This is a genomic window from Vibrio aquaticus (assembly GCF_003970385.1).
Taxonomy (GTDB): domain Bacteria; phylum Pseudomonadota; class Gammaproteobacteria; order Enterobacterales; family Vibrionaceae; genus Vibrio; species Vibrio aquaticus.
Genome location: NZ_RXZH01000009.1, coordinates 1 through 24,267, shown reverse-complemented (window position 1 = coordinate 24,267; position 24,267 = coordinate 1). Strand labels below are relative to the sequence as shown.

Genomic DNA, 24,267 nt, shown 5'->3' with positions numbered 1-24,267 from the left:
ATGTAAGCTAACTCATTGGTCGACAAGCAAATTGAGATCTTAAGCAGTTAGTTCATTACCAATAAAAAGATCTAACTCTTACACTTTGTAACGGGTAACAGCAAAAGATCCGTGAGAGATCATCACTACCCATACCCCCTACTTTTAAGAGCGACTTTTTAAGGAATAACCATGTCTGGAATGCGCACCCTTGGCGAGTTCATTGTTGAAAAACAAGCGGACTTCCCCCACGCAAGCGGTGATCTATCATCCCTACTTTCTTCTATTCGTCTTGCTGCTAAGATTGTTAACCGTGAAATTAATGCGGCGGGTCTTGGAGACATTACCGGTGCCGTTGGTACTGAAAATGTTCAAGGCGAAGATCAACAAAAACTGGACGTTTACGCCAACGATAAGTTCAAAGCGGCGCTAGAAGCCCGTGACCAAGTCTGTGGTGTTGCCAGTGAAGAAGAAGATGAAGCTGTAGCGTTTAACAAAGAGCTCAACAAAAACGCGAAATACGTTGTCTTAATGGACCCACTTGATGGCTCATCAAACATTGATGTGAATGTCTCTGTTGGTACTATCTTCTCGATCTACCGCCGAGTTTCTCCAATCGGAACCCCTCCGACTCAAGAAGACTTTTTACAGCCTGGTCACAAGCAAGTGGCCGCCGGCTATGTTATCTACGGCTCTTCAACCATGTTGGTGTACACAACCGGTAATGGTGTGAACGGCTTCACTTACGATCCATCACTCGGCACCTTCTGTCTATCGCATGAAAACATGATGATTCCAAAAGATGGCACTATCTACTCAATCAATGAAGGTAACTACATTCGTTTCCCTCTTGGTGTGAAGAAATACATCAAGTATTGCCAAGAAAACGAGCCGAGTGAAAAGCGCCCATATACTTCGCGTTACATCGGCTCTTTAGTAGCAGATTTCCACCGCAACCTTCTCAAAGGCGGTATCTATCTGTACCCAAGTACGCAAAGCCACCCGAATGGTAAGCTACGCCTACTGTATGAATGTAACCCTATGGCTTACATCATCGAGCAAGCTGGTGGTGTTGCTTCAGATGGTGTGCAGCGCATCATGGACATTGAACCAACCGAACTGCACCAACGTGTGCCATTCTTTGTTGGCTCGAAGAATATGGTAGAAAAAGTGGGAGAGTTTTTAGAGCTTAACCGCGAGTAAGCACCACAATCCCCAACGAAAAAGAGTCGCACTGAGCGACTCTTTTTTTTTGCGATTAGAACATCGAGCCAGCGGTTGACGTTTTACCTGAGACGTAATCTTGCTGAAAGAAAGGATTAAGTTTGTCGCAGATGCCTAAATAGGGTTTTCCCATCACACCCAACATATAGGCACTTTGCTCACAGTACACTTCTCTACCCGCTTCATAGCCGTCTTGGTAAGCCGAATAAAGTTCAGGAGTCAAATACCCCTGAGTGTCGAGTTTCGCTAACCGGCTCTCTGACTGCTTTAAGTAGCCTTGCTCTGCTCGTTGTTGACCATAATCGGACCAATCACTCTCGATGCTGGTCATTGGGGCCGGTTGAGAAGCACAACCCGCCAATAAAATCGCCATGACTACCAATAGATATTTCACGATAACCTCCTCATTAGGTTTCATTCATTTTCTATACGCTAGTGCCTATCCAGCTAAACCAATCAGACTTTTTGCCGCCAGTCGCCAGAAGAAATTGAGACGTTCAATTGACTGATGTCCTGATATAAATAAATCCACGCCTGACCAAAAGGTGTCTCTATCCGCTCTCTTCGATATAAAACAGGAACATCTTCCAATAGATCCAGTTGAGCCAGGGTTTCTTCATCGACATGATAAACCTCTCCAACGATCGCACTATGCCCTTCTATTACGGCTGGGTAAGCACCAAGATCATAAAGCGCGTAGACAGGGGCGGTTGTATGGTTACCCAAACAACTGCTCTGCGCTAATAAGTGGTGGTTACATTCGCCATAACGTAACGTGCCATAAACGAAGACCAAATGTTGCATTGCACTCCCTCGCTACTCTGTCGTTAATTAAACTCAAACTGATACAGAAGATCGACCGCACTGTCGACACCAGACATCGCTTCTACATAGAGATCCTGCATCAAACGGTAACGGACGGTAAACTCGCCCACGGAGTCAAAGATCCCGACGCCGTACTTCACCTGCAAGCCAGGTAACACATAGCCACTGACGGTCACTTGAGAATCATCGCCACTGCCTGCAGTATCAAGCTGCAGATCTTGTACGCCAAATGCTTCACCAATTTCACCGACCACCCGGCCACTCTTGGCTAAACTTAGCCCAATCAGAGTTGTAGTCATCGAGTTTCCACCTGCTTCGCCATCAATATCTTGCCCTCGAAGCAGATAAGAGAGCGCATTGGCCTGCGGCATCGCTGGATCAGAGAAAATCGTCACCGTTGGCTCACTCGCAGGGCCGGTAACCTTCACCCCAGCGGTCACATCATCTTGCGTATTATCAGGGTTTCGAATTGCACTGATTTGAACATAAGGCTGATCCACAGGGCCATTCATTAAGATCTTACCTTCTTGGATTAGGAGGTCTTGACCAAATGAGCTATACGAACCATCGGTAATGTTAATCTCGCCAGTAATAAACGGGCCTTTATCTTTCTGAGCCACGTTAAGCTTACCGACAAGGCCACCTTCAAGTCCAAAGGCGGACAGCTTGAAGTCATCACCAATCTTAATATTGATATTGGTTTCAAGCACAAATGGCACCGTATTCTCTTCATCAATCGGCTTAAGCTGCTCGTTCAGCAACACCTGATCTTTTGAGATACCAATCGCACTTGGCGGTAAAGCTTCCACCACAATACGCCCCCAAGGCAGTGCAATATCGCCATCGACACGAGCATGTTTTGGAGATGCGGAGATCGTCATATCCGGCTGGACTTTCATCTTGACCATTGGCGGCACGTCGACATAGAGCTCTTCAGCGAATACTCGAACATTGCTGCTCCAATCTTCAAGATCATGCCAATCGGCATCACCGGCCACTTCTAGCTTGCCGTCCGGCGTATGAATCGCCGCCGCTAACGTGGCATCGTAGCCAGTAAAATTAATGGTCAAACGGCCCGAATCAACCTCTACTGGCGAGATATCCCCTTTCAGCAAAATATCATCAACCAAGAACTTACCATTCACTTTCGGCTGCATCACTGGGCCAGTAATCGCTAAGTCGGTAGAAATGTTCGATTTAAGCTGACTGAAGTCACCAATGACAGGTGCTAAGAAATCAAGGTTAAAGGTGCTTAACTTAAGTTGACCATCGATCTGCTTATCGTCAACTAGCACGTCTGGAATCGTCACCTTACCCGAGACATCGCCATTATCTGTGATGTCGAATAGCCAATCCGCCTGAAGCTTGTTTTCCGCCAGTTCAGCGTTCAGAGTGATGCTTTCCCAGCCTAGTGTTATCGGCTGCTCTAATTTCTGAATCACTTGACCTTTCGGCAAATCAATCGATGCTTTCAATTGCGGTGGGAGCTCTGGGCTCCATTTCGCCCACACCTTTGCATTCGTTTCGCCGGTTAATTCGGTAGTCTCTGGCACTAAAGCGGCCACCTGAGAGAAATCAAACTGACTTAATGTTAGTGCCGCTTCACCACTTTGACCGACTTCAATGTCCTTATCGAGACAGAGTGACGAATTTCCTTGCAGCCAACAGTGCGCAGCAACGGCTACTTGCTGAGTCGCATTTTCAAAACCCAATGCGGTAGGCTGATTCAAGCGCCATTCGCCTTGCTTCGAGCTCAACGACATGCGCTCTAACTCACCTTTCCAGGAAAGATCAGGTTCATTTTTCAAAGAGCCATTAAGAGCCAAACTGGTAGAGACAATATTAGACGTCACATCAAGTTTAAGCTGATGCTGCTTTTGAGAACCGTTGAACAACAAAGCCACATCATCAAGCACGTTCTCTTGATATTGAGCGTTCTTAACCTTCAAAGCCAAATTACCCACAGGCTCAGGAAGAGGCGTGATATCGCCTTTTAAGGTCACCTGTTCCACTTTGGCTTCGCCTTGCCAATCGATACTCTTAACATCTAGGTCTAAGCCAACCTCTGGCTCTTTCAATGCACCACGTAAAGAAACCTTGCCCGCAATCTGCCCCTTGAGTTCAGGCACACTTTTGACCAGCTCAGGAAAATCGATCGCCAACTCCATTTGCCACTGCTTATCAAGTTGACCTCTGGCTTCAATGCGATTAGGGCCATGAGACAAAACAAGTCTTGGTGTATTTAAGCTTAGCTCGCCTTTTCCGCTGGAATCAGAGGCCGCTAGCGCCCCTTCAATATTGAGTGGGTAATCACGCAAGATACCGTCAATATCGAGGGTCGGTACATCCACTTTCCAGCCACCTTGTTCCGTCAGGCTGCCACTGGTCGAGAGCTTACCACTGATGTCCCCTTCCGCTTCTGGCCACTGCAAGCCAGGTTGGATATGGCTCAAATTCAGGTTTGCCGCCCAGTTAATCGGCTGTTGCCAATTAGCCATCACATCACCGGTCACGTGGCCACCAAGCGTCGCAAGATCGATTTTCTCAAGCGTAATGTGGTTAAGGTCTCCGTCACCGTTAAGCGAAACAGCGAGGTCAGGAAGGTCTTTCCCTTGAATGTCAGTGGCTAAATCAACCTTATAGCCATCTAAAGATCCTTTGGCGTTCAAGTGGTCAATGGCAACAAAGTAATCGCCCTTGCCGGTCAATGGCCACTGAACATCACCGTCACGTAACTCAATATCAAACGGCAACTCAGGCTTTAACGGCTGCAACTGTGCGGATAATTTCGCTTTTGCCAAACCACCTAACGTTGCTTCCAAACCTAAGTCAGCCACGCTTCCGTCAGCCTTTAGCGAGAGAGTTTGCCCAGCTGCGATTTCTTCTTTCACTGTTGCATCTAGGTTGAGCGTCAGTGGGTAATCCCCACGTAATTCAACGTGTGTGGCTAGCGTTGCTTGAGCTTGAGGCATGTCTAGCTCAAGTGTACGTACATCAACCTTGAACTCTTTCGCAAGCGCGCTTAACCCTAGGTGATGAACAATCACGGGTGTTTCTTGCTCAAGCTTAAAGTTATGTATATCCAGCCTCACAACGTCAACTTGCAGTGGTAACTCAACCTCAGGCAGTTCAATAGCAGTAGGGGCCGCGTTGCTCGATTCGGGTTCAGGGTTTGTCGGCTCTTCAGTTGGAGCGAGCTTGACCACAGGTTCTGTCAGCTGAGTCTTGGTGACTCGAAGCCGGTTACCTTGGAAAGACAGGCCCGAGGTAAAGGATTCCCATGTCACCTTATTGCCAAGCACATCAAGGTCAATGTCCGTCAGTGCAATGCGTTGTACAACGATAGGAACCGGAGAAGTCACTTTGCCTGTTGTCGATGCAGGCTCTTCTTCGACGGTTTCATTGCTTGGGGGCAATTCCGGCATCGCAAAACGCAGACCATCAATCGCCACTTCATCAATACACACTCTTGGTTCAGTAAAACAGCTCGCATTGACCGCTAGCGTCAACGCTTCAACCTCGGTGTCTACATTCAGTGACTCATCTTTAAAGGTAACGTTATTCAACGTAAATCTTGGAAAGATCGCCCCTTTAGCGGACTCGACCTTAAGCTGAGGTACAAATTTTTCAGCGCCCCATAACGCAATATTCAACCCACTATTGGTAAACAGCAGCCAACCAATAGTGATGAAAATCAGTGCCAATAAGCCGGCTATTGCAATGGATAGCCATTTTGACCACTTAATTACAACTCGGGTCATAGCTCAGGTCCCAATGTGAAGTGAATTTTAAACTCATCGCCTGGTGTCGCATCTAACCCCCAGGCAAAATCAAGGCGAACAGGCCCAACAGGTGATGCCCAACGCACCCCGACACCGGCGCCTCGCTTGAGGTCAATCTCATCATTAAACGCGTCACCAACGTCGTAGAAAAGCGCGCCCCACCAGTTGCCGTAGACTCGGTATTGGTATTCCAGTGAGCTGGTCGCGATGTATTTGGCACCGGTTAGAGCGCCACTGCTATCTTTAGGGGAAATAGACTCGTAGCCATAACCACGTAAGTTATTATCACCACCTGCGAAGAAACGCAGAGAAGGAGAAAGCTTGTTGAACTCTTCAGCGAAGTTGGCGCCACCATCCATACGGAAGATGCCTCGATGATTGTCGCCGATTCCACGAATCCACGTCATCCCACCAATCAATCGAGTCACTCGCGTTTCAGAGATTACACTCGGATCACCATATTCAATGGTTAAACTTTGGCGATCACCCCACATCGGCATAGAACCACCACGAATCCGACTGCGAGAGAACGAAATGCCCGGTAGAACAAACTGAGCACTGTCATCTTGCAGACCTTGCTCATAGCTCTCGATTAAGTAACGGACAAACAAGGTTCGATGCCAGCCATTATCCAGCACCCAGTGCCTTTCTAAAGCCAGGTTAGACTCTAAGCTTTTGGTGTCGCGGTTATCGAGGTTTTTCATTCCATATTGAATGCGATAGTAGTCATTCAATACATCTTCAAGAGGAATTCGGTAACCGGCGGTAATGGTCTGCTCCGGCGCAGAGAGTGAGAAGCTACTGTCAAAGCTATGACCTCGGCTGTTCACCCAAGGCTTTTTCCACTTCAATGATCCTCGAACGCCCACATCGGTCGAGTAACCAATACCCGTCTCAAGTTGGTTTCTTGCTTGAGGCGCTAATGAAACTTTCATCGGCAGCTCCCGACCTTTTCCGAGTTCACTAAGGTCAGGTTCAACAAACACCGATGAAAACCAATCGGTATTAGAAAGGTTCTGGTTGTACTCACCTACCTTTGAGACCAAGTAAGGTTCTCCCTCTTCATAAGGAGAAAGTGATGCTACGCGGTCATGCTCAATTTGGCTGCCTTGAACCGTGCTGGCACCAAAGTGGTAACGAATGCCACTGTCGTAATGAAGACGAACAAACGCTTCATTGCGATCTGGTGAGACTTCTAGGCGACTCAAAGTATAGTCACCCTCAAAATAACCTTTTTGCAGCGCTAAATTACGAATCCCCGACTTCAATGCATCATAGGTACTGTGGTTGAGTGCATTCCCTGCCTTTATGCCGACTCTTTTGATCAATGCTGCGAAATCTTCATCGTTTTTCGCTTCACCTGATATCTGGATGTCGACTTCTTTGATCACCACCACAGGACCTGGTGTGACGGTCACGGTTAACTCAGAGTCATCATCAGCGACTTCGAAAGCAAACTCAGGATGGTAGTAACCTAATGCATTGAGTGCTTCGCGGATATTTCGCTCGATACGAGCTTGGAAACGTAACCCTGTTGAGTACTCTTCTGCTGGAATAGAAGTGATGTAAGCATCAACATTATCTTGTAAGGCGCCATCCAAGCCATCTATTGAAAGATCGACGTCTTGCGCCCACGCTGAGGACGTTGTTACAAGAAATGTTAATAGAACTGGTAAAGGCTTTCTGAACATGCTTAATTATCTGTCTACATCACGTAAGGGAATAATACCGCCAGTAAAAATATAAGTCTGTATGAAAACAGTCAATTAGGCGGTCTATATAAAAATATACTCAGCAAGGAAAATACAATGCTCAACAAACAAACCCTCATTTCACCACAAGATGCCTTGCCTGGTCGTGATACACCGCTTGCTATTGATGATACACATTTCGTCAATCATGCCAGTTTGACTGCAGAGCCGAGCCAAGGTTGCGAAAAAATATTACTAGGAATGGGCTGCTTTTGGGGGGCTGAAAGACTGTTCTGGCAATTAGATGGGGTGATCAGTACCTCAGTCGGCTACTCCGGCGGGTTTACGCCAAATCCAACCTATGAAGAAGTGTGCTCCGGATTAACCGGTCATACTGAAGCCGTCAGAGTGGTGTTTGACCCAAGTAAGATCAGCTTAGGTGAGCTTCTTTCGCATTTCTGGGAGCAGCACGACCCAACTCAGGGAATGCGACAAGGCAATGACCGTGGCACTCAATACCGTTCAGCCATTTATGTCTACAGTGACGAGCAACTCAGCGTAGCACAAGCGACCAAATCAGAGTATCAGCAGTTACTTGGTCATCAAAATGGCGCCATTACTACCGAGATCCTACCGGCCGGTAAATACTACTATGCTGAAAACTACCACCAGCAGTATCTCGCGAAAAACCCAAATGGTTACTGTGGATTAGGGGGAACAGGCGTCTGTTTCCCACCAGAGAGCAGATAGCAAAAAGCCGCCAAATGAAGGCGGCTTTCTTTTAAACAGGTAATGCTGATATCGCTTGGTTAATCTCTTTAAACGTACTGAGTTTTTGACGATCTTTAAGGTCTGGGAGTAACACCTTCCCATTGTCAAAGGTAAACTCTCCAATACCTGAGATTACAAACTGACCTTTGAATAAGGTCTTTACGAAACGCGCCACTTGTCGTGGACGGTAACTGGTAAATTCACGCAGCATAACAACTCCAATATCCCTTTGTGAAACAGGTTGCTATACAACCTGAACTCCCATCCTGAAAGCCACGCGCATTATACTCAATAATCCTTTAATGTATATCATTTTGTTAAAGAATTGTCTCAGCTCACTGAATGAATCATGTCACACCACTGTTTATTCATTTCGGTATATACTTTTTGCGCTAACCAAAAGGAAAATACTGATAATGAAAATGAAAACTCTGCTCTCTATGGCTATTGCATGCTCTCCAACTTTCGTCCTGGCTCACAACATTTCTGTTGGTCAAACGTTGCCGAGTGTCGAAGTGACAAACTATGGCGAAATCATTCTGGATGGGAAAGAAACAGCATTTAAAGCGTGGGCAACGCAAGATATGCTCGGCAAAGTTCGCGTGGTTCAAGCCATTGCAGGCCGAAGCAGTTCGAAAGAAATGAACGCACCACTTATGGCTGCGATTACTGCGGCTCAATTCCCAGAAGATAAATACCAGACCACCACCGTTATTAACCAAGATGATTCTATTTGGGGAACGGGGTCGTTTGTAAAGTCGTCCGCGCAAGACAGTAAAAAAGAATTTCCTTGGTCATCAATGGTATTAGATGAAGAAGGAACGGTTGCAAGTACGTGGGACTTAGCTCAAGAGTCGTCTGCCATTGTCGTTCAAGATAAGCAAGGTAATGTGCTGTTCGTAAAAGAAGGTGCGCTCAACGAAGCAGACATCAAACAAGTGCTTTCTCTGGTTAAAGAAAACCTCTAACTCTGACCAATTCATATCGTGTTCCTCAAGGAATTGTTATAGTATAACAATTCCTTTTTTATTGACTTGATGACGCTTTGTTCCATATTCGCTTAGGTTTGACACATATTAGTCTGACTGCCTGCACTATTGCTTTAGTGCTATGGCTAAACTTTGCGTTTATCGAGCACCAATACGACCTTTCCAACTCTCATCATAGTCAACACCATTGCCAAATGTACGCGAGTGCGCACCACGGTGCGATGGCGGCACTGAATCTTTTTCCCATCGTCAAAATGGGCCAAGAGCCTGCTGTTGATCCTATTTACACCTACACTCAAACCATTCATGTTGCCTATTTAGCTCGTTCTCCACCTTATATCCTGAGCACTTTACCCCTCACTTAAGGATACCCACATAAGTGGCTATCAATATGAATTACGATTTTTTAGGATTTACAATGAACAAGATCACTCCTATCGCACTTGGTATTACTCTCTCTCTAAGCGGCCTAGCACAAGCGGAAGAAGGCTTTCGTCAACACAGCGCTCACGTTCATGGCGAAGTAGAGTTCAACATCGCTCAAGATGGCAATGAGCTGTTAATGGAAATCACAGCACCAGGTGCGGATGTTGTCGGGTTTGAACAGGCGCCACAAAACAGCGAACAAGAACATAAGCTTGAACACGCTGTAGAACATCTCAATAAAGCGGACCACATTTTTAGTTTGACCGCTAACGCAGGTTGTAAAGTGGTTCATCAATCGGTATCTCACACACTTGGTGAAGATAGTCATGAAGGCCATGATCATCATGACGACCACAAAGGTCACGACCATGACAAAGAGCATGATCACCATGATGACCACAAAGGTCACGACCATGACGAAGAACATGATCACCACGATGACCACAAAGGCCACGACCATGACAAAGAGCATGGTCACCACGATGACCACAAAGGTCACGATCATGACGAAGAACATAGTCACCACGACGACCACAAAGGTCACGATCATGACGAAGAACATGATCACCACGACGACCACAAAGGTCATGACCATGACGAACACTCATCATCTCACGGTGAATTTACTGTCGAATACCACTTCGAGTGTAGCGATATCAATAAGCTAGAAGAGATCAACACCACTTGGTTCAAAGAGTTTCCTTCGACTGAATCTATCAAGGTCAATGTCCTAACGGATACAAAACAAGCCGCGATGCAGCTGAGTAAAGGCGAAGGTAAAATCTCGCTATAATGATGAAACCAATCAGACTCGCTGAACGACCAGCGAGTCTGATTGTTATCGGCCAGTCGTATTTGTGTTCTTCGACTGGCGAATAACTTAGGACATTTTATGACTCAGAAAAGCGCTTCAACTGTAGTCGAACTCAATCAGCTTCAGTTCACTTGGCCCGGTAATCCCTCTCCGACTCTCGATATTGCTTCCCTCAATGTAAAGCAAGGTGAGCACCTTTTTATCAAAGGTCCTAGTGGTTGCGGTAAATCAACCTTGCTCGGATTGTTAACCGGAATCAATACGCCAACCGCAGGGACAGTAACCGTATTAGGGACAGATCTAGCAACGCTTTCTGCAAGCCAGAGAGATAAGTTTCGCGCCAATAATATTGGCTATATCTTTCAGCAATTTAATTTACTCCCTTACTTAAGCGTGATTGAAAATGTCACCTTGCCTTGTCAGTTTGCTAAGCAAAGAAAACAGCAAGTTGTTGGTGATTTGAATAGCCAAGCCAGAAAGCTTCTCAAAAAACTTCGTTTGCCAGAAAGTTTACTCAATAAGCCTGTCACCGAGTTGAGCATCGGCCAACAACAGCGTGTAGCCGCAGCGCGAGCACTTATTGGCCAACCAAAAATCGTGATTGCTGATGAACCGACGTCCTCGCTCGATTTTGATAACAGAACGGCTTTTATTGAGCTTCTCCTAGAGCAAGTTAACCAAGCAAACTCAACGCTATTGTTTGTGAGCCATGACCCTACGCTTGAGTCTCTCTTTGATCGAACAATCAACCTGCAGCAGCTCAATCAAGCAGGAGAACCGCTATGACTCCCACTCTTTCTTTAGCCTGGAAAAGCGTTAGAAACCGTAAGGTCACCGCCATACTTTCTATTCTTACTGTCGCGATATCGGTCATTCTATTACTGGGTGTCGAACGTATTCGTACTCAAGCAAAAAGCAGCTTTGCTAATACGATTTCAGGGACAGATTTGATTGTCGGTGGCCGCTCCGGACAAGTAAACTTACTGCTTTACTCCGTATTTCGCATTGGTAATGCCACCAACAATATTGACTGGAAAAGCTATCAAGAGTTTAGCCAGCATCGCGCTGTAGATTGGGCGATTCCCATTTCATTAGGTGACTCACATAAAGGCTTTCGAGTCATGGGCACCAACCATAGCTATTTCGAACATTACCGCTATGGTCAAAAACAAAACCTTGCATTCCAAGACGGTCGAGAGTTCAACACACTGTTCGAAGCAGTGATTGGTTCAGACGTCGCTCAATCACTGAACTACACCATTGGCAGTGAGATGGTGATTGCTCACGGTATCAGTGACGTCGGATTTAGCCGCCATGACAATACCCCATTTAAGGTCGTTGGAGTGCTCGCACCAACAGGTACCCCCATCGATAAAACCGTGCATGTCTCTCTTGAGGCGATCGAAGCGATCCATGTAGGCTGGGAGTCAGGAGCGAACTTAGGTAATAACCCAAGTGCAGAACAGCTTCAGAAAATGGATTTTCAGCCAAAACAAATCACCGCGATGATGATTGGGCTTAAGTCTAGGATTCAAACCTTCGCGCTTCAAAGGCAGATCAACACATACAACCAAGAGCCTTTAAGTGCGATTTTGCCGGGCGTTGCACTCCATGAACTTTGGGGAATGATGTCAGTAGCAGAGCAAGCGTTAATGGCGGTGTCAGTCTTTGTCGTCATTGCGGGATTACTGGGAATGTTGTCTAGCTTACTGACTAGCCTACAGGAACGCCGCCGAGAAATGGCAATTCTAAGGGCGATGGGAGCGAGACCAAGGCATGTATTTAGCCTGCTGATCTTAGAAGCAAGTGTACTGACCTTCGTCGGCCTAATCGTTGGAACACTCAGCCTGTATGCCTTGCTCGCTATCGCATCCCCTTTCATCCAACAACAGTATGGGATAAACCTACAAATTGTCGCACTCTCTCATTATGAGTGGATGCTATTAGCCGCAGTACAAATTGCTGGTACTATCATTGGTTTTATTCCAGCCCTAAGAGCTTACAAACAGTCACTCAGTGATGGGATGACGATTCGAGTATAGATATGAAAAAACTGATTCTTCTTTGTTTAACCGTTCTGACCTTTGGTCTCAGTACAAACACAGCTTTAGCTGAAGATACATTGACCTTAGACTGGATTGATCTCATCCCAGAAAATGAACGTAATCAATTTGACTCTTATGGCATGCCTGCAGTGGATCACACAGGTGACGTGATGCAGCAATCAAAAGTGGGCAGTGTAAGACCTGAACTCAATGGGAGTAAGGTAAAGATTCCCGGTTTTGTGATTCCGCTGGAAGGTGATGAGAATATGGTGACAGAGTTTCTACTCGTGCCTTATTTTGGGGCTTGTATTCATGTTCCACCACCACCACCAAACCAAATCATCTACGTGCATTTCCCAGAGGGCGCACCGGTTCAGCAATTATGGGATGTGATTTATGTGGTTGGAACGCTCAAAACAGAAACCGTCAGTCATGAGCTCGCAGAAACAGCCTACGTCATCCAAGGTACTGAGATCTTGGAATACGATGATATGTAGATGTTAACGTAGAAGCCGCCTGTTAATTCGCTGTATTAGGATAGATAGCTAGATAAATAGCCTAGAACTCCGATGTATATGAGTAATAATAGAGCAATTGACAGGTGCTTTTTCAGTTTATTGTCATTGAAATACTTCATAAGCCCCTCAAAAGTAACGGTAACAATTTTAACAACTTGTTATCATTTATGGTAGTAATATTTTTATAGAATGGGTCACACTCTTTTTCTGGCGAGCTTTTACGTTAAGAGGTACATTTAGTATTCAAGAATAAGCATTTGAGGCGTAAGGAAATAGCATGTCAGAGAACAGCAATCCCGTTGTAATAGACCAACAGCCAGAGAGCTCTTCTCGCCAAGAGAAAAAGTCGGGCTACATCAAAGACAGTGCTAGCCGAGTACTCAATATTGCGCAGACCTATGGGCTGGACGCGCTCCTACAAGCTGAATCTCCACAGAAAACCACCATTGAACGCGCACTCATTCGTGAGAAAAAACGCAAAGAACTGCGCCAAAAGAACCTAGAGCAGATCCTCAAACTCGCTCATATCTCTTGTAAAGATGAAACGGCAGGAGACCCAGACCAAGATTGGCTATATCGCTTCTTTGATATGGCTCAGGAGGTTCACAACTCTGCGATGCAACGCTTGTGGGCTCAAGTGCTTAAACGTGAAGTCACCAACCCGGGATCGACCTCGATGAAAGCGCTGAAAGTGCTGCAAGATATGACGCCTAAAGAAGCGCAGATTCTGCAACGTGCGGCATCACTGGCTTGTAGCTTTGGTGGTGATAACAGCCGAAAGTTATTGGTCGGTTATCGCTCACAAGCAGGGATTTTCAGTTTCGGTAAACGCAGCACTACCAGCAACATCAATGTGGGTAATTTTCAGTTGCCCTACTCTAGCCTTTTGGTGCTGTTTGAACTGGGCTTGATGCATGGTACAGAACTCGAGTCTGGCGAGATCGAACTCGACTCACCACTTCCCTTGATTTACCAAGGTAAACAACTTTCCCTTCAAGCCCATGGTAAGGGAGTGCGTTTGCTCTATTACCGCTTTACTCCAACCGGAAATGAGCTGTGTAAACTGCTAGGCAATAAGCCCAATATGCAGTATTACGACCAAATGGTGGCGCTACTGAGCCAGAAGTTCACGGCAAGCACCGAAACCAAATCCAGCATTGATACGATGGCTTAGGATAATAACAAACGCGAAAACACCTCTACGACGAGTCATCCTCAAGAGCGAAGAATGAGTGAATTGGGGATCTCTTGAACGTAAATGACTCTAGAATAGATTCCCTACTCCTTCCTTCGTCAGTCTATGGAATGACAAAGCCTCAACAACAAAGTCTAATACCAAAAAAAACGCCAGCATCTCTGCTGGCGTTTCTATATCAGTTACGACGGAAATTTAAGCTTTGAACGCTTTAAATGCGTTAATCAGACCATTCGTCGAGCTATCGTGAGAGCTGATTTCAGACGCATCCGCAAGCTCTGGTAGGATTTGGTTTGCTAGCTGTTTACCTAGCTCAACACCCCACTGGTCAAAGCTGAAGATGTTCCAAATCACACCTTGTACGAAGATCTTGTGCTCGTACATTGCAATTAGGTTACCTAGCGTACGCGGCGTAATCTGCTTAACTAGGATAGAGTTCGTTGGACGATTACCTTCAAATACTTTGAATGGTGCTAGTGTCGCCGCTTCTTCTTCGCTCTTACCTGCTTTGGCAAATTCCGCTTTCACTGTCGCTTCATCTTTACCGAATGCCAGTGCTTCTGTTTGAGCAAAGAAGTTAGACATCAGTTTCTGGTGATGATCGCCTGCTGGGTTGTGGCTTACTGCTGGTGCAATAAAGTCACATGGAATCAGCTTCGTACCTTGGTGAATCAGCTGGTAGAACGCATGCTGGCCGTTAGTACCAGGCTCACCCCAAATGATTGGACCTGTTTGGTAAGTTACTGCGTTGCCGTCACGGTCAACGTACTTACCGTTTGATTCCATGTTGCCCTGCTGGAAGTACGCAGCAAAACGGTGCATGTACTGATCGTAAGGTAGAATCGCTTCAGACTCAGCGCCGTGGAAGTTGTTGTACCATAAGCCGATAAGCGCAAGGATCACTGGAATGTTGCTTTCTAGTTCTGTAGACGCGAAGTGGTTATCCATTTCGTGTGCGCCGTCTAGAAGCTCAATGAAGTTGTCGTAGCCTACCGCAAGAGCAATTGAAAGACCGATTGCTGACCATAGTGAGTAACGACCACCAACCCAATCCCAGAACTCAAACATGTTGTCTGTATCAATGCCGAACTCAGAAACCGCAGTTGCGTTAGTAGAAAGCGCCGCGAAGTGTTTAGCAACGTGTGCTTCATCACCCGCAGAAGCTAGGAACCAATCACGAGCGCTGTGAGCGTTAGTCATGGTTTCTTGAGTCGTAAACGTCTTAGATGCCACGAGGAATAGTGTTGTTTCTGGGTCTACGTTCTTCAGTGTTTCAACGATATGCGTGCCATCAACGTTAGAAACGAAGTGCAGGTTTAGGTGATTTTTGTATGGCGCTAGCGCTTCTGTCACCATGTAAGGGCCTAGGTCAGAACCACCGATACCGATATTTACGATGTCAGTGATTGCTTTACCTGTGTAACCTTTCCACTCACCGCCGATCACGCGATCTGTGAACGATTTCATTTTTTCTAGCACTGCATTCACAGCAGGCATCACGTCTTCGCCATCGACCATTACTGGCTTGTTGCTGCGGTTACGCAGTGCTGTGTGAAGTACTGCGCGATCTTCTGTTTTGTTGATCGCTTCGCCACTGAACATCGCTTCGATTGCTGCTTTTAGCTCAGTTTCATTTGCTAAGGCAAATAGGTGCTTTAGCGTTTCTTCATTGATTAAGTTTTTAGAGTAATCAACAAGAATGTCTGCGCCAAAGCGTGCAGAAAAGTTGTCAAAACGAGCTGAATCTTGAGCAAATAGCGCTTTTAGATCCATATCTTGTGCAGATTCAAAGTGCGCTGTTAGCGCTTTCCAAGCTTGTGTTTGCGTTGGATTGATATTTTTCAACATGGTGTCTATCCCGATGTTCAGTAGGTTTTATTCCATCCAGTCTAGCGAAAACTGAGGAATCCCCGATTAAGCAAAATAATAATATTAGGTATGTTAGGGCAAAATGCCACAAAACAAGACTTTGTAATTTTTTTTCAGACCAGCATTATGACTCAGGCCACTCTCACCCACATTGAGTTAGGTCACGTTACCTGATTCAAATTTAAACAATTATGTTACCAGTCTTATGATATTACCACCAAGCTAGGTTAAGCTTAACGTCTGGTTCATGAAATATCGATTTTAGGCACTGTTATGTGGCAACAAAAAGTCATACATCTTACTGCCCGCCAACGCGGCTTCCATCTCATCACCGATGAAATTGAACAACAATTACCGCAAATTACTGATTATTCTGTCGGATTATTACAGCTATTTATCCAACATACCTCAGCCAGTCTTACGATCAATGAAAATGCTGACCCAACTGTAAGACATGATATGGAAAAGCACTTCAACAAGTTTGTTCCAGAACGCGCGCCCTATTACAAACACACCTACGAAGGTGATGACGATATGCCAGCACACATTAAAGCCTCAACGCTTGGCTGTAGTGTGATGATTCCGATCAGCAATGGACGCCTAGCAGTTGGGACTTGGCAGGGAATCTATTTAGGTGAGCATCGTGACTATGGCGGTAGCCGCCGCCTTGTCGCCACGCTACAAGGTGAAGTGAACAGATAAAAAAATGGGGAGCTATTAGGCTCCCACGAACATCACTCTAACGCTTAAAAGGGTTGATTAATCATTACTCGGAAAGTGCCTTCATCAGCCCCTTTCGCTAACTCCGCACGCACCACAATACCTTCGACTTGAAAGCGTACTGCTCCGCCTAGGTTCCACTGCATATCGGTGTGGAGAGTTGAAACGTCATACTCATCAGCGACTCGGCCCGCTTCTGCAAACACCACCCATTGCCACCACGGCAAATCGTAGTAATTGATCACCGGAATATCATCGAGCGGCTGCCAATCAGGCAATACTCGGTATTCTGCTGAATAGTGGACTGCAGAGCGTCCATGATAGCGGCCGCTGGTGTAGCCTCTGAGTCGGTACAATCCGCCTAAACGTACTTGCTCTTGCTCTGGTGGCTTAGTGCTGTCCCAGCTTGGCGTATCGGCGGTGTAAAAGTCTAACGCTAAGACTTGTTGATCAAACAGCTCACCTAACGGCCCAAGTGCAAAGTACTGACTATTTTGAAACTCCCATTTGGTCCAGATCTCATCACTTTGCCAACTCTCGCCTGCAACAGTGAGTTCAACTGAGGTATGTGAACCTTTCGTTGGGTTACGTACGCTGTCGCGATTATCCCAATCTAGGGTCATTTCAAGCCCTGTCGCCTTTTCTGGCTGGCTATAAATATCTAATTCACGCGATGAAAAGAATGGCGTCACGACCAACGAGCTCACGCCAGATTCGAGCGGCGAAGCAAAATCGACCGTTCGAACTGGCTGGAACGCCCCCATCAAACCATGCTTTTCAACATTGCCCCACGGAAGAAGGTATTTAAACTCAAACTGATAATTCTGCTCAAAGCCATCGGTAACGGTTTTATCGCCAGTCACCGAGCTGTTATCACCTTGCTCACCTAAGTAATAAGGGTTTTGATTAAACTGGGCTTGGTACATTTGAGTACTAAACAACACGCTACCTGACAGCGCATAGTTAAACGCAGAGACAAAACCAACGTAGCTGTCTTTATCTGAGTAGAGCGCCATGCCAAAAAGCGCAGCCTGAGGCTGGCCGACGCCCTTAGCGACGCCCGCGAGACCAAATGTATTGCCTAAGGTTTCAGTACTAAAATAGAAAGGAAGAAAGGCAGAGTCTTTTTCTTTTGCATTCACTTGGCTACAAATAAAAAGGCTGGCACATAAGGCCAGCACTTGTTTGATTTGGTTTCGCTTCATTTACTTGGAGTATTCCATATCAACGCGTGACGTTAGCTTTGTCACTAATTCATAAGCGATAGTACCAATATGGGTTGCTACCTCTTCTGGCGGTAACTCTCGACCCCACAGAATGGCTTCATCTCCCACAAGGTCTTGAGCATCAGATCCTAAATCGACCGTCAGCATATCCATCGATACTCTACCTGCGATTGGCACCTTGCGGCCATTCACCAGCACCGGAGTTCCATTTGGGGCGGTTCTTGGGTAACCATCACCGTAGCCAATCGCGATCACACCAACTTTGGTGTCTCGCTCGCTAGTCCAAGTGCCGCCATAGCCAACGCTTTCACCCGCTTTCACATCGCGGACAGCAATCAAGTGTGACTTCAAGGTCATCACAGGTTGGTATCCCAATTGTTGTGCGTGCTTATCATTAAACGGAGACACGCCATACATGATAATGCCTGGACGAACCCAATCTAAATGACTGTCTGGCCAAGCAAGCAAGCCTGCAGATGCCGCTAAAGAGCGCTCCCCCTCACAGCCTTCAGTTAGCTTAAGAAACAACTCTGTTTGCTCATGAGTCGTATTACTATCCAATTCATCCGCACAACCGAAATGGCTCATATAACGCAATGGCTTAGCCACGTTATTACACGCTTTCAGACGTGAGACAAAATCATCGTATTGCTCAGGACGAACCCCAAGGCGATGCATACCGCTGTCAACCTTAAGCCAAACAACGACTGGGGTTTCAAGTTCTGATTGTTCGAGTGCCATAAGCTGCTCTTCACAATGCACAACCGTCTGGATGTTATTGGTAACCAAAACCGGTAAGTCGCCCGAGGAATAGAAGCCTTCGAGCAATAGAATCGGTTTGACGACCCCGCAAGCTCGCAGCTGTAAAGCTTCTTCAATGCGTGCAACACCAAAAGCATCCGCACCTTTCGCATGTTTAGCAATATGACGTAATCCGTGACCATAGCTATTTGCCTTAACCACGGCCATCACTTTACTGTGCGGCGCTTGTTGTTTGATCTGGTGTAGATTGTGCTGCAGCGCACCAAGATCAATATAAGCAGTCGCCGCCTTCATATAGCTCATTGGCTTACTCATCGTCCATGTCAAATGCAGGGCCTGCATAGTTATCAAAGCGAGACCACTGTCCTTGGAAGGTCAAACGCACCGAACCGATAGGACCGTTACGCTGCTTACCAAGGATGATTTCTGCTGTGCCTTTCATTGAGCTATCTGGGTTGTAGACTTCGTCACGGTAGATGAACATGATTAAGTCGGCATCCTGCTCGATAGAGCCCGATTCACGCAAGTCCGAGTTAACTGGGCGTTTATCGGCACGTTGCTCTAGGGAACGGTTAAGCTGAGAAAGCGCAACAACTGGCACGTTGAGTTCTTTGGCTAGCGCCTTAAGCGAGCGAGAGATCTCTGCAATTTCGAGTGTACGGTTATCAGACAGCGCTGGGACGCGCATAAGCTGAAGGTAGTCGATCATGATCATTGATAGACCACCGTGGTCACGGGCAATACGACGAGCACGAGAACGAACTTCGGTTGGTGTTAGACCAGAGCTATCATCGATATACATATTCTTCTTATCCATAAGAACCCCCATGGTCGAAGAAATACGAGCCCAATCTTCATCATCAAGCTGACCGGTACGAATCTTGGTTTGGTCAACACGAGAAAGAGATGCAAGCATACGCATCATGAGCTGTTCCGCCGGCATCTCTAACGAGAATATGAGCACTGGCTTATCTTGATCCATTGCCGCATTTTCACACAAGTTCATCGCGAAGGTGGTTTTACCCATCGATGGACGCGCCGCCACAATGACCAGATCTGACCCTTGTAGACCCGCCGTTTTCTTATTCAGGTCAGTAAAGCCAGTGTTCACCCCCGTCACACCATCTTGAGGTGTCTTGTAGAGGATCTCGATACGTTCAAGAGTTTTCTCTAAAATGTTATCAACATTCTGAGGGCCTTCATTTTCATTGGTACGAGACTCAGCAATCGCAAAAACTTTACTCTCTGCCAGATCAAGAAGATCTTCTGAATTACGGCCTTGTGGATCATAGCCAGCATCCGCGATTTCGTTTGCCACACCAATAAGATCACGCACCAAAGCACGCTCAGCAACAATATCGGCATAAGCATTAATATTGGCCGCACTTGGCGTGTTCTTTACTAGATCAGCAAGGTAAGCAAAACCCCCTACATCATCAAGCTGCTCGCGCAGTTCGAGGAACTCAGAGAGTGTGATTAAATCGAGCGGCTTATTCTCTTCAAGCAGCGTCTTTACTGCTTCAAAAATAAGTCGATGTGGACGGCTGTAGAAATCTTTAGCAACAACACGTTCAGAGACCGTGTCCCAACGTTCATTATCAAGCAGAAGACCGCCAATAACGGATTGCTCCGCTTCTAATGAGTGTGGAGGAACTTTGATTGCATCAACTTGTGCATCTCTAAACTTATTATTTCGATTATCTACTTTGGTTTCGGCCATGGGTCTGCTCAACAACTTGCTTTAGATCGCTAATTATAACGAGAATGTCGCGGTTGTCTGTACCCTTGCAAGACTTTGTCGACTTCTAATGTAGAATTAACTTAAAGCTGACGGTGTTATAGAGTTTTGAATCTACTATTGCGCCATTCGTTTCATCAATATTGAGGTAGTGAGTGTCTAAACTTTGGATTATGAGTGTTGGCTTAATGAGCTCTATGCTCGTGCACGCAGATGATAAAGGAACACACGACACGGATCTTGAAGTGCCTTCACCTTGGAACACAGAAGTAGAATTTGGTTATCAGGCCCACTCGGGTAATTCTGATTCTCAATCCCTCAATTCTCGCTTGAGTGCCGAATACCTTCAGGGTCGCCACCGAACCAACGGAGAATGGAAATACTACTTGCTGTATAAAGATGGGGAAGAAGACAAAAGGCAGTCGACTTATACGGCTCAAAGTGACTATAAGTTAGGGCCTAAAACGTATCTGTATGGCAGCTTTAAAGGCGTAGATTCTCGCTACAGTGCGTACTTCAAAGATTACACTCTCTCGGGCGGGCTTGGTTATCAGTTTTCGAATACCGAACAATTTGTTCTCGAACTAGAACTCGGGCCGGGTTTTCGTTATCAAGAACCGAACTTAGATGAGATCGATGACGATGACATCATCTTCACTGATATCGTTCAGGAGGGGATTTTTCGTGGCAACCTAAACACCAAGTGGCAAGCACTCGATAATCTAAGCGTATCTGCAGACTTAACGGTCGTGACAGGGCAAAGCAACACCCGAACCGACACTGACCTTAGTGTCACTAATAATATTACTGAAGACATTGCGCTTAAGCTTGCGCACTCTCGCCAATACCACGATAAAGTACCTGATGGACTAACCAAAGCAGACAGTATCTTCTCCGTCAACTTACTCTTTATCTTCTAAATTTTCTTCAGATACAAAAAAAGCACCTGCGAACAGGTGCTTTTAAAATACGTCTTGATACTGAATTACTCAGCAGCAACAACTTGTAGGTTAACTGTAGCGAAAACTTCAGAGTGAAGTTGAACGCTGATCTCGAACTCACCAGTGTTACGTAGTGCGCCTTCAGGAAGACGAACTTCGCTCTTAACTACTTCAACGCCAGCTGCAGTGATTGCATCAGCGATGTCGCGAGTACCGATAGAACCGAATAGTTTACCTTCGTCACCAGCTTTAGACGCTAGAACAACAGCTTCAAGAGCGTTGATCTTCTCAGCGCGAGCTTCACAAGCAGCCAGTTGCTCAGCAGCTTTCGCTTCTAGTTCAGCACGACGTGCTTCGAACATTTCAACGTTAGCTTTAGTTGCCATAACAGCTTTACCCTGAGGGATAAGGAAGTTACGAGCGTAACCAGACTTAACGTTAACAGTTTCGCCTAGAGCACCTAGTTTACCGATTTTATCAAGTAGAATAACTTGCATTGTTTAATTCCTCTTTTTAAAAACGAACCGATTACTGATGCTTGTCAGTGTACGGTAGAAGAGCTAGGTAGCGTGAACGCTTGATAGCGCGAGCTAGTTGACGTTGGTACTTAGCGCTTGTACCAGTGATACGGCTAGGTACGATTTTACCAGCTTCAGTGATGTAGTTTTTAAGAGTTGCTACGTCTTTGTAATCAATCTCTTGTACGCCTTCTGCAGTGAAACGGCAGAATTTACGACGACGGAAGAAACGAGCCATGGGCTATCTCCTGATCTTAAATTTGAATAAGTTGTCAGTCTTTATATCAATAAAGCTAAAAGCGAACTCTTAACCCGATATTCAGACTTAGTACTAAATCTGAGTGTTTAATTACTCAGCAGCTGCTTCTGGCTTAGCTTCAGCACGCTCTTCGCGACGAGGAGCACGCTCTTCTTTCTGCTTAAGCATGATAGATTGCTCAGTGATCGCTGTTTTAGCACGCATGATCATGTTACGTAGAACTGCATCGTTGAAACGGAAAGCAGTTTCTAGCTCGTCAATCACTTCTTGACCAGCTTCAACGTTCATTAGAACGTAGTGAGCTTTGTGAAGCTTGTTGATTGGGTAAGCCAGTTGACGACGGCCCCAGTCTTCTAGACGGTGGATAGTACCGCCAGCTTCAGTGATTGAACCAGTGTAACGCTCGATCATGCCAGCAACTTGCTCGCTTTGATCAGGGTGCACCATGAATACGATTTCGTAATGACGCATGGGTTGCTCCTTACGGATTATTCAGCTTCCACAAATGGCTCGGTCGTCCAGAGGAAGCAAGGAACTAAAGATAATTGACCGAGTTTAAGGAGCACGAATAGTACAGAAAGAAACCAGTTGAAGCAAGAAAAATGTGAGGTGATACAAAAACAGCTACTCAAAGAGAGCAGCTGCTATTTCATTCGTTGTTTAGGGAGGTTTTCAAACTAATCTTCATCGACATATTGTGCTTGTAGATAGTTTTCTATGCCTGTCATTTTGATGAGACCTAACTGAGTTTCAAGCCAATCTACATGCTCTTCTTCATCTTCTAGAATGTCTTGGAACAAATCACGAGAGACAAAGTCGCGAATGTCTTCTGCATACGCTATCGCATCTTTTAAATCTGGAATGGCGGCCATCTCTACCTTAAGGTCGCACTCCAACATCTCTTTGGTATCTTCGCCAATACTCAATTTACCGAGATCTTGTAAGTTAGGCAGCCCTTCTAAAAATAGAATGCGTTCGATCAAATGATCTGCGTGCTTCATTTCATCGATCGATTCATGGTATTCCTTATCTGCTAGGTGTTTTAAACCCCAGTCTTTATACATTCGTGCATGAAGAAAATACTGATTGATTGCGACGAGCTCATTGCCGAGCACTTTATTGAGATGTTGAATGATGATTGGATCGCCTTTCATTATTAAGCCCTCCTCTTTGGCTTCTTTAAACATAGAAGCAAATAGAAGAGTGTCAAAAAGGCGCAACTCGCTTTAGCTGGCTTGTTTTAGTCGAAACGGTTCTGTTTCCGCTAAGATTTCTTTGGCTTGCTTAACGCATTTTCCACATTGACTACCCAGTGCCGTACACTTTTTAATGCCACGAATGTCAGCAATACCTTCTTCAATTGCTAACTTCTTAATTTTCTTATCTGAAATTCCATGACAAAGACAAACGTACATACAACTTAATCCAACAAATCTTAGTGCGAAGAAATATAAACAAGAATAACTATCATTACCAGTTGTATTGACAGGATTTTGAGAACATTTTGTTATATGGATTGAGATTGAAAGAGAAACTTTCAGAGGGTTAGAAGAGGCAGAAATGGCAATAGAAAAAATCAGTGCATTATCATTACGTTAAAATCAAAAAACTGAGTTGTTCTTATAACTAAAAAACAAAAAGGGAAGCCGAAGCTTCCCTTTCCAGATGCATGTTCTTCAAACGAAGAATGTGCAAGATATCAACTAAATATTAGTCAAAGATCTTAGCAACAACACCAGCACCTACAGTACGGCCACCTTCGCGGATTGCGAAACGTAGACCTTCGTCCATAGCGATTGGAGCGATTAGTTCAACAGTCATTTGAACATTGTCGCCTGGCATTACCATTTCTACGCCTTCTGGAAGAGTGATGTCACCAGTTACGTCCGTAGTACGGAAGTAGAACTGTGGACGGTAGCCCTTGAAGAATGGAGTGTGACGGCCGCCTTCGTCTTTAGAAAGTACGTATACTTCA

General features: G+C 45.7%; 26 protein-coding genes. 11 read left to right on the top strand and 15 right to left on the bottom strand.

All coding sequences use genetic code 11. The features are described 5' to 3' along the window. The first annotated feature begins 171 nt into the window (after window positions 1–171). Window positions 172–1,182: a class 1 fructose-bisphosphatase gene (gene fbp / locus EJ063_RS16700; protein ID WP_126575471.1), complete on the top strand. Its 1,011-nt coding sequence runs from the start codon at window positions 172–174 to the stop codon at window positions 1,180–1,182. Between the two features lie 55 nt (window positions 1,183–1,237). Here fbp and EJ063_RS16695 read toward each other — a convergent pair whose 3' ends face one another. From EJ063_RS16695 to tamA, 4 genes are all read right to left on the bottom strand, one after another. Next, a complete protein-coding gene (locus tag EJ063_RS16695) occupies window positions 1,238–1,597 on the bottom strand; it encodes a DUF2799 domain-containing protein (protein WP_126575470.1) in 360 nt (119 codons plus the stop codon). Window positions 1,598–1,659: 62 nt separating this feature from the next. Beyond that, the gene (locus tag EJ063_RS16690; RefSeq protein ID WP_126575469.1) at window positions 1,660–2,007 is read right to left on the bottom strand and encodes a gamma-glutamylcyclotransferase family protein; all 348 of its coding nucleotides are present in this window, start codon (window positions 2,005–2,007) and stop codon (window positions 1,660–1,662) included. A 23-nt stretch (window positions 2,008–2,030) separates the two neighbouring features. Next, a complete protein-coding gene (gene tamB / locus EJ063_RS16685; RefSeq protein ID WP_126575468.1) occupies window positions 2,031–5,789 on the bottom strand; it encodes an autotransporter assembly complex protein TamB in 3,759 nt (1,252 codons plus the stop codon). Beyond that, window positions 5,786–7,501: an autotransporter assembly complex protein TamA gene (gene tamA, locus EJ063_RS16680; RefSeq protein ID WP_126575467.1), complete on the bottom strand. Its 1,716-nt coding sequence runs from the start codon at window positions 7,499–7,501 to the stop codon at window positions 5,786–5,788. Before tamA ends, tamB begins: the two co-directional genes overlap by 4 nt. Window positions 7,502–7,618: 117 nt before the next feature. Here tamA and msrA point away from each other — a divergent pair, with 117 nt between their 5' ends. Then, window positions 7,619–8,251: a peptide-methionine (S)-S-oxide reductase MsrA gene (msrA, locus tag EJ063_RS16675; RefSeq protein WP_126575466.1), complete on the top strand. Its 633-nt coding sequence runs from the start codon at window positions 7,619–7,621 to the stop codon at window positions 8,249–8,251. 31 nt (window positions 8,252–8,282) lie between these two features. Here msrA and EJ063_RS16670 read toward each other — a convergent pair whose 3' ends face one another. Then, window positions 8,283–8,483, bottom strand: coding sequence for a DUF1107 domain-containing protein (locus EJ063_RS16670; RefSeq protein WP_126575465.1), 201 nt, complete (start codon window positions 8,481–8,483; stop codon window positions 8,283–8,285). Between the two features lie 205 nt (window positions 8,484–8,688). On the opposite strand from EJ063_RS16670, the gene EJ063_RS16665 reads away from it, so the two are divergent. The 7 genes from EJ063_RS16665 (at window position 8,689) to EJ063_RS16635 (ending at window position 14,238) form a co-directional block, all read left to right on the top strand. Continuing rightward, a complete protein-coding gene (locus tag EJ063_RS16665) occupies window positions 8,689–9,240 on the top strand; it encodes a YtfJ family protein (RefSeq protein WP_126575464.1) in 552 nt (183 codons plus the stop codon). Window positions 9,241–9,338: 98 nt separating this feature from the next. After that, on the top strand, window positions 9,339–9,626 hold the full coding sequence (locus tag EJ063_RS16660) for a DUF2607 family protein (RefSeq protein WP_244225204.1): 288 nt from the start codon (window positions 9,339–9,341) through the stop codon (window positions 9,624–9,626). A gap of 53 nt (window positions 9,627–9,679) precedes the next feature. After that, entirely contained in the window at window positions 9,680–10,480 is an 801-nt protein-coding gene (gene zrgA / locus EJ063_RS16655; RefSeq protein ID WP_126575462.1) for a zinc uptake protein ZrgA, read from the top strand. A gap of 99 nt (window positions 10,481–10,579) precedes the next feature. After that, entirely contained in the window at window positions 10,580–11,287 is a 708-nt protein-coding gene (locus EJ063_RS16650; protein ID WP_126575461.1) for an ABC transporter ATP-binding protein, read from the top strand. Further along, window positions 11,284–12,543, top strand: coding sequence for an ABC transporter permease (locus EJ063_RS16645; protein WP_126575460.1), 1,260 nt, complete (start codon window positions 11,284–11,286; stop codon window positions 12,541–12,543). Before EJ063_RS16650 ends, EJ063_RS16645 begins: the two co-directional genes overlap by 4 nt. 2 nt (window positions 12,544–12,545) lie before the next feature. After that, entirely contained in the window at window positions 12,546–13,043 is a 498-nt protein-coding gene (locus EJ063_RS16640) for a DUF3299 domain-containing protein (RefSeq protein ID WP_126575459.1), read from the top strand. A 298-nt stretch (window positions 13,044–13,341) separates the two neighbouring features. Then, window positions 13,342–14,238, top strand: coding sequence for a TIGR03899 family protein (locus EJ063_RS16635; RefSeq protein WP_126575458.1), 897 nt, complete (start codon window positions 13,342–13,344; stop codon window positions 14,236–14,238). Window positions 14,239–14,454: 216 nt separating this feature from the next. Here the strand turns inward: EJ063_RS16635 and pgi are convergent, their stop codons facing one another. Next, window positions 14,455–16,107 (bottom strand): glucose-6-phosphate isomerase, encoded by a 1,653-nt coding sequence (pgi, locus tag EJ063_RS16630; RefSeq protein WP_126575457.1) that lies wholly within the window; start codon window positions 16,105–16,107, stop codon window positions 14,455–14,457. Window positions 16,108–16,401: 294 nt separating this feature from the next. On the opposite strand from pgi, the gene EJ063_RS16625 reads away from it, so the two are divergent. Continuing rightward, the gene (locus EJ063_RS16625; RefSeq protein WP_126575456.1) at window positions 16,402–16,830 is read left to right on the top strand and encodes a secondary thiamine-phosphate synthase enzyme YjbQ; all 429 of its coding nucleotides are present in this window, start codon (window positions 16,402–16,404) and stop codon (window positions 16,828–16,830) included. A 44-nt stretch (window positions 16,831–16,874) separates the two neighbouring features. Here EJ063_RS16625 and EJ063_RS16620 read toward each other — a convergent pair whose 3' ends face one another. Genes EJ063_RS16620 through EJ063_RS16610 form a run of 3 tightly spaced genes read right to left on the bottom strand, consistent with a single transcriptional unit; the run spans window position 16,875 to window position 20,556 of the window. Further along, window positions 16,875–18,053 (bottom strand): BamA/TamA family outer membrane protein, encoded by a 1,179-nt coding sequence (locus tag EJ063_RS16620; RefSeq protein ID WP_126575455.1) that lies wholly within the window; start codon window positions 18,051–18,053, stop codon window positions 16,875–16,877. Continuing rightward, on the bottom strand, window positions 18,054–19,130 hold the full coding sequence (gene alr / locus EJ063_RS16615) for an alanine racemase (RefSeq protein WP_167469919.1): 1,077 nt from the start codon (window positions 19,128–19,130) through the stop codon (window positions 18,054–18,056). It abuts the gene before it with no gap. Between the two features lie 13 nt (window positions 19,131–19,143). Next, entirely contained in the window at window positions 19,144–20,556 is a 1,413-nt protein-coding gene (locus EJ063_RS16610) for a replicative DNA helicase (RefSeq protein WP_126575453.1), read from the bottom strand. 206 nt (window positions 20,557–20,762) lie between these two features. On the opposite strand from EJ063_RS16610, the gene EJ063_RS16605 reads away from it, so the two are divergent. Then, a complete protein-coding gene (locus tag EJ063_RS16605) occupies window positions 20,763–21,494 on the top strand; it encodes a DUF481 domain-containing protein (RefSeq protein ID WP_167469918.1) in 732 nt (243 codons plus the stop codon). Between the two features lie 65 nt (window positions 21,495–21,559). Here the strand turns inward: EJ063_RS16605 and rplI are convergent, their stop codons facing one another. The 6 genes from rplI to EJ063_RS16575 all read right to left on the bottom strand — a co-directional run. Further along, window positions 21,560–22,012 (bottom strand): 50S ribosomal protein L9, encoded by a 453-nt coding sequence (gene rplI / locus EJ063_RS16600; protein WP_126575451.1) that lies wholly within the window; start codon window positions 22,010–22,012, stop codon window positions 21,560–21,562. Between the two features lie 31 nt (window positions 22,013–22,043). Continuing rightward, window positions 22,044–22,271, bottom strand: a complete 228-nt coding sequence (gene rpsR, locus EJ063_RS16595; protein ID WP_000090472.1) for a 30S ribosomal protein S18 — start codon at window positions 22,269–22,271, stop codon at window positions 22,044–22,046. A 111-nt stretch (window positions 22,272–22,382) separates the two neighbouring features. Further along, window positions 22,383–22,763: a 30S ribosomal protein S6 gene (rpsF, locus tag EJ063_RS16590; RefSeq protein ID WP_126575450.1), complete on the bottom strand. Its 381-nt coding sequence runs from the start codon at window positions 22,761–22,763 to the stop codon at window positions 22,383–22,385. Window positions 22,764–22,969: 206 nt separating this feature from the next. Beyond that, window positions 22,970–23,446, bottom strand: coding sequence for a bacterioferritin (bfr, locus tag EJ063_RS16585; RefSeq protein WP_126575449.1), 477 nt, complete (start codon window positions 23,444–23,446; stop codon window positions 22,970–22,972). Window positions 23,447–23,518: 72 nt separating this feature from the next. Beyond that, window positions 23,519–23,707, bottom strand: coding sequence for a (2Fe-2S)-binding protein (locus tag EJ063_RS16580; RefSeq protein ID WP_126575448.1), 189 nt, complete (start codon window positions 23,705–23,707; stop codon window positions 23,519–23,521). A 295-nt stretch (window positions 23,708–24,002) separates the two neighbouring features. Then, window positions 24,003–24,267 (bottom strand): EF-Tu C-terminal domain-related protein (locus EJ063_RS16575; protein ID WP_500691442.1); only part of this gene is annotated, 265 nt, incomplete at its 5' end.

Bases quoted from the DNA above. Each gene is read 5' to 3' on its own strand.
- fbp (WP_126575471.1), top strand. From the start codon at position 172: ATGTCTGGAATGCGCACCCTTGGCGAGTTCATTGTTGAAAAACAAGCG.
- EJ063_RS16690 (WP_126575469.1), bottom strand. From the start codon at position 2,007: ATGCAACATTTGGTCTTCGTTTATGGCACGTTACGTTATGGCGAATGT.
- tamB (WP_126575468.1), bottom strand. From the start codon at position 5,789: ATGACCCGAGTTGTAATTAAGTGGTCAAAATGGCTATCCATTGCAATA.
- tamA (WP_126575467.1), bottom strand. From the start codon at position 7,501: ATGTTCAGAAAGCCTTTACCAGTTCTATTAACATTTCTTGTAACAACG.
- msrA (WP_126575466.1), top strand. From the start codon at position 7,619: ATGCTCAACAAACAAACCCTCATTTCACCACAAGATGCCTTGCCTGGT.
- EJ063_RS16670 (WP_126575465.1), bottom strand. From the start codon at position 8,483: ATGCTGCGTGAATTTACCAGTTACCGTCCACGACAAGTGGCGCGTTTC.
- EJ063_RS16665 (WP_126575464.1), top strand. From the start codon at position 8,689: ATGAAAATGAAAACTCTGCTCTCTATGGCTATTGCATGCTCTCCAACT.
- zrgA (WP_126575462.1), top strand. From the start codon at position 9,680: ATGAACAAGATCACTCCTATCGCACTTGGTATTACTCTCTCTCTAAGC.
- EJ063_RS16650 (WP_126575461.1), top strand. From the start codon at position 10,580: ATGACTCAGAAAAGCGCTTCAACTGTAGTCGAACTCAATCAGCTTCAG.
- EJ063_RS16645 (WP_126575460.1), top strand. From the start codon at position 11,284: ATGACTCCCACTCTTTCTTTAGCCTGGAAAAGCGTTAGAAACCGTAAG.
- EJ063_RS16640 (WP_126575459.1), top strand. From the start codon at position 12,546: ATGAAAAAACTGATTCTTCTTTGTTTAACCGTTCTGACCTTTGGTCTC.
- EJ063_RS16635 (WP_126575458.1), top strand. From the start codon at position 13,342: ATGTCAGAGAACAGCAATCCCGTTGTAATAGACCAACAGCCAGAGAGC.
- pgi (WP_126575457.1), bottom strand. From the start codon at position 16,107: ATGTTGAAAAATATCAATCCAACGCAAACACAAGCTTGGAAAGCGCTA.
- EJ063_RS16625 (WP_126575456.1), top strand. From the start codon at position 16,402: ATGTGGCAACAAAAAGTCATACATCTTACTGCCCGCCAACGCGGCTTC.
- EJ063_RS16620 (WP_126575455.1), bottom strand. From the start codon at position 18,053: ATGAAGCGAAACCAAATCAAACAAGTGCTGGCCTTATGTGCCAGCCTT.
- alr (WP_167469919.1), bottom strand. From the start codon at position 19,130: ATGAAGGCGGCGACTGCTTATATTGATCTTGGTGCGCTGCAGCACAAT.
- EJ063_RS16610 (WP_126575453.1), bottom strand. From the start codon at position 20,556: ATGGCCGAAACCAAAGTAGATAATCGAAATAATAAGTTTAGAGATGCA.
- EJ063_RS16605 (WP_167469918.1), top strand. From the start codon at position 20,763: ATGAGCTCTATGCTCGTGCACGCAGATGATAAAGGAACACACGACACG.
- rplI (WP_126575451.1), bottom strand. From the start codon at position 22,012: ATGCAAGTTATTCTACTTGATAAAATCGGTAAACTAGGTGCTCTAGGC.
- rpsR (WP_000090472.1), bottom strand. From the start codon at position 22,271: ATGGCTCGTTTCTTCCGTCGTCGTAAATTCTGCCGTTTCACTGCAGAA.
- rpsF (WP_126575450.1), bottom strand. From the start codon at position 22,763: ATGCGTCATTACGAAATCGTATTCATGGTGCACCCTGATCAAAGCGAG.
- bfr (WP_126575449.1), bottom strand. From the start codon at position 23,446: ATGAAAGGCGATCCAATCATCATTCAACATCTCAATAAAGTGCTCGGC.
- EJ063_RS16580 (WP_126575448.1), bottom strand. From the start codon at position 23,707: ATGTACGTTTGTCTTTGTCATGGAATTTCAGATAAGAAAATTAAGAAG.